Consider the following 3,618-nt stretch of genomic DNA (forward strand, 5'->3'; position numbering starts at 1 on the left):
GGAGTGGTTCTACCTTATGAATGGTTAATGCTTCCGGCCGCGGTCCGAATGACGGCCAGGCGTATATTGGAAAAACGAAAGGCCCGGGAATAATTCCCGTATTAGGAAATCCGTTTTATCCCGGCCAGGGCCGAATCGGCTACGGTCTTTAATTCGACAGCCCCATCCCTTTCATCGCTTAACCTGGTCAGAGTTTCTTTTATTCTTTGCCTTCTTTCCTTGCGGTCTTCATTGACCAGGGGGCCGCCTCCGTGTTGTTCCAGGTATATCCGTATCAGAAAATCGGCCATCTCCTTTGGATTGTAGCCGGATGCTTTCCAGTGGAGCAATTCTTTGATAAATCCGGCATAGGCCTTTTCCCTTAAGGCCTTAACCTGTTTGGAAATACTCTCGGATTTCAAGATGGATTTTTTTTCATTCATGGAATAACCCAGCTCTACCAAGAGATCACGGTCGCAAAGAAAACACAAAGGAATCATGCGGGTCCCTAAAAAAGCCTCCCCGTGTCCGGGCATGACCCGGATCAGGCTAAAACCGTGCTTGAGGGACTCTTTAGCCTGGGTGTCCTGTATCCGGGGGTCTCTTCTAATCCGTTTCTGCCCGCTTATAATCCCCCTCAGTTGACGGGAAGCCATTCTCATATGCAAAGAAAAAGCCCTGAAGCTTTTCGAAAAAAGAGGGCCGTGCATCAACCATAAATCGCCGCAAAAGAGGATATGATTGGCTGGCCGTTCCCCGGCCGGTTGGTTATCATGCCGATTGTGAAGACTGTGCGGTCCATAATGTACGATGATTTGGTCGGGACTGTGCATGGTGTCGCTTTCAGGACAAGCCAGGATCTCCAGGTGGCCGGCACCTCCCACAGGAATGGATTTAGACAGGAAGGGAAAATCCAGGCCATTGATAACCGCTGACGGATTGCCTTCACGGGGAGATAGATATTCAACACGGCATCGGCGAAGCCGTGCAGGTTCAAAACCTCTTAACCACAGCCGGTCTTCTGCAGTTAAGGGTCCTTCAATAAAATTCCGGAAGTTGGCATGAACCAGGATGGTTGCCCCGGCTTTTAGGGCCAACAGATCGGACAGCCCGCAATGGTCGTGATGACGATGGGTGATGATAATTCTTTCAATACCTTCGGGATCTATTCCTTGATTCGCCAAAATGGACTCTATCCGGTCCCGATACATGGGATCCCCGGTATCGATCAAGGTGTGACGCCTGGACCCCTTGTGGTGATAGCTGAAAACATAAAAGTTGGCGCCACGATTGAAAAAGAAACAGGTCAGCACAGTACCGGAATCATCCACAGGCTGGGAGGTGATTTTATAAGGATCTTCAGGAGGGGTAGCAATCACATTTGCAGAAATCGGGTCAGGATCGGTCATTTTTTTCTCTTGGTTTCGGGAAATTGTTTACGGTAATGGGAAACGGCGTTCGGGAAGGTCGTTGGTCCATGAAGAAAGACAATGGTCTTTGGGGACTTTTAAATCCTAGGAGAACGCTTTGAGATGGACTAAGTATAAAATAGCCCCTTGGAGTGGTCAAGAAGAAAAAATGAAGGCAAGCTTTTGATTTTCAGGTCAAGAATATTGGAGGCCGGTAATTAAGCGTATAGGTCAATCGTATGTTGTTTCTGCGGTTTTCTTCGGGCAAGATTATGGTATTGGCTAAAAGCATTTTTCAACCGGAAATCAGGAGGGTGAGGGAATTGGTTTGAAAGGTCAGTCTGATCTACAATTTCCTGAAATTCAACATCGATAAAACGGGAATTTCCAACAGATGAATACCCTTTTATCAAAAGGGCTTGAGCGGAAGCCGCTTGTGCAATAGGGGATGATTCCGGGGAGGGCTGCCGGACCAGATCTGTTTTTTCCCTGAAAGGGTGATGTGAGGACCTGGAAGGTATAAGAGGAAAATCCATTAATATCCACAGCCGGTTTTTTGTTAACTGCCTGAGTTGCCTGGTAAAAATAGAACGTTGTCTCTAAATCCACTTTTTTGTATTTGTTATTCAATCAAAACATGATAAAAAGGTCAATAAAAAAATGCGGTTACAACAAATTCGGCTTGAATTAACCAAACGAGGGAAAAATGGATAAACCCAAGCTGCATTATGGATGGATTGTAATTCTTATGGGCCTTCTGGTCCTGATCGGGGCACATGGATTTGGACGCATGTCTTATACCTTGATCCTTCCGGCCATGAAAGACGGGCTCCATTTTACCTATACCCAACTGGGACTGATCGGCACCGGGAATTTTATCGGCTATTTGTTTATGGCCTTGGTCGGTGGGGCCTTGGCCGCGCGTTTCGGGTCCCGCTTGACCATCACCCTGGGCCTGGTCTTTATGGGGGTGACCATGTTTCTGACCGGTCTGGCCCAGGATTTCGAGATGGCTTTTACCATGCGACTGCTGACCGGCTTGGGTCACGGGGCTGCCTACATCCCGGCCATGGCTTTGGGTTCGGCCTGGTTCGCCACCCGACGGCGGGGCTTGGCCACCGGCATTGTAACCGCCGGAACCGGAATCGGCACTGTGATTGCCAGCCTGGTCATCCCCATCATCCTCAAGTCCCAAGGGGTCGAGGGATGGCGTTATACCTGGTATTTACTGGGTGGGGCCATGCTTTTTATCGCAGTTCTGGTCGGCCTGTTCATTCGGAGCCGGCCGGAAGATATGAACCTTCTCCAAGTGGGAGCAGAGGCAGACACCCCTAAGTTAATACAAGCTTCTTCATCATCCAAAATCCTGAATTGGGGAGAGGTTTATAAAGTTAGGGCGGTCTGGTATCTGGGCTTGGTTTATTTCATGTACGGCTTCTCTTATATCATTTATATGACTTTTTTCGCTGCTTACTTGATTAAAGAATTAGGAATGACCCCGGCCAAAGCCGGGGGATTATGGGCCCTGGCCGGGGGATTAAGCATCTTTTGCGGTATTATCTGGGGGAGTATTTCAGATTCCCTGGGAAGGGCCCGGGGAGCGGCCTTGGCTTATCTGGCTTTGGCCATCTCTTATTTCCTGTTTGCCTTGGTGAAAGGCCCAACCGGCTATTATCTTTCGGTTGTTTTTTTTGGATTGAGTGCCTGGAGCTTACCCACCATTATGGCCGCTGGGGCCGGAGATATCGTCGGCCCCAAACTGGCCCCTGCCGGTCTCGGTTTTGTCACCCTCTTTTTCGGTATCGGCCAGGCCCTGGGGCCGATGATCGGCGGTTTTCTTTCAGACCTTACTCATTCTTTTTCGGTTCCCTTTTTATTGGCCGGAGGGGTTTCCATTCTTGGAAGCCTGATGGCCTTGGGGATCAAAACGAAGAAATCATCTTCGGCAAGCCGACAGGTGGATAGACTGAAGGCTGAAGGCTGAAGGAAAAGCAGATCCCGGCATCAAACAGGCGGTTTTCTTTCCTTCGGCCTTCAGCCTTCAGTCTAACCACCTACCTGAAAAATGGGGCATGATTAGAGGTGAAAAAAGGGAGGTTCCGACGGAGGATGGGAGCAATAGCCGGATGTCTTTTAAATTCCCGTTCCAGAAATTGCCGGACCAGATTGCGGTGCCACCCCAGGGGGTGCCGGAACTGCCGGTAAAGGGAGAGATCCCCCTCATAAAAAT

3 protein-coding genes and 1 pseudogene are annotated in these 3,618 nt (G+C 49.4%); 1 reads left to right on the forward strand and 3 read right to left on the reverse strand.

Translation table 11 applies throughout. The features are described from left to right. Positions 1 to 101 precede the first annotated feature (101 nt). Entirely contained in the window at positions 102 to 1,388 is a 1,287-nt protein-coding gene (locus ACYC56_RS13320) for an MBL fold metallo-hydrolase (protein WP_461374661.1), read from the reverse strand. 218 nt (positions 1,389 to 1,606) lie between these two features. Next, a complete protein-coding gene (locus tag ACYC56_RS13325; RefSeq protein WP_461374662.1) occupies positions 1,607 to 1,924 on the reverse strand; it encodes a hypothetical protein in 318 nt (105 codons plus the stop codon). A gap of 170 nt (positions 1,925 to 2,094) precedes the next feature. On the opposite strand from ACYC56_RS13325, the gene ACYC56_RS13330 reads away from it, so the two are divergent. Next, positions 2,095 to 3,372 carry an MFS transporter gene (locus ACYC56_RS13330; RefSeq protein WP_461374663.1) on the forward strand — a complete coding sequence of 426 codons (1,278 nt, stop codon included), beginning with the start codon at positions 2,095 to 2,097 and terminating at the stop codon, positions 3,370 to 3,372. A gap of 70 nt (positions 3,373 to 3,442) precedes the next feature. On the opposite strand, the pseudogene ACYC56_RS13335 reads toward ACYC56_RS13330, so the two are convergent. Further along, a pseudogene (locus tag ACYC56_RS13335) lies at positions 3,443 to 3,618 on the reverse strand (radical SAM protein); the annotation flags it as partial.

The organism is Candidatus Aquicultor sp., assembly GCF_054640775.1.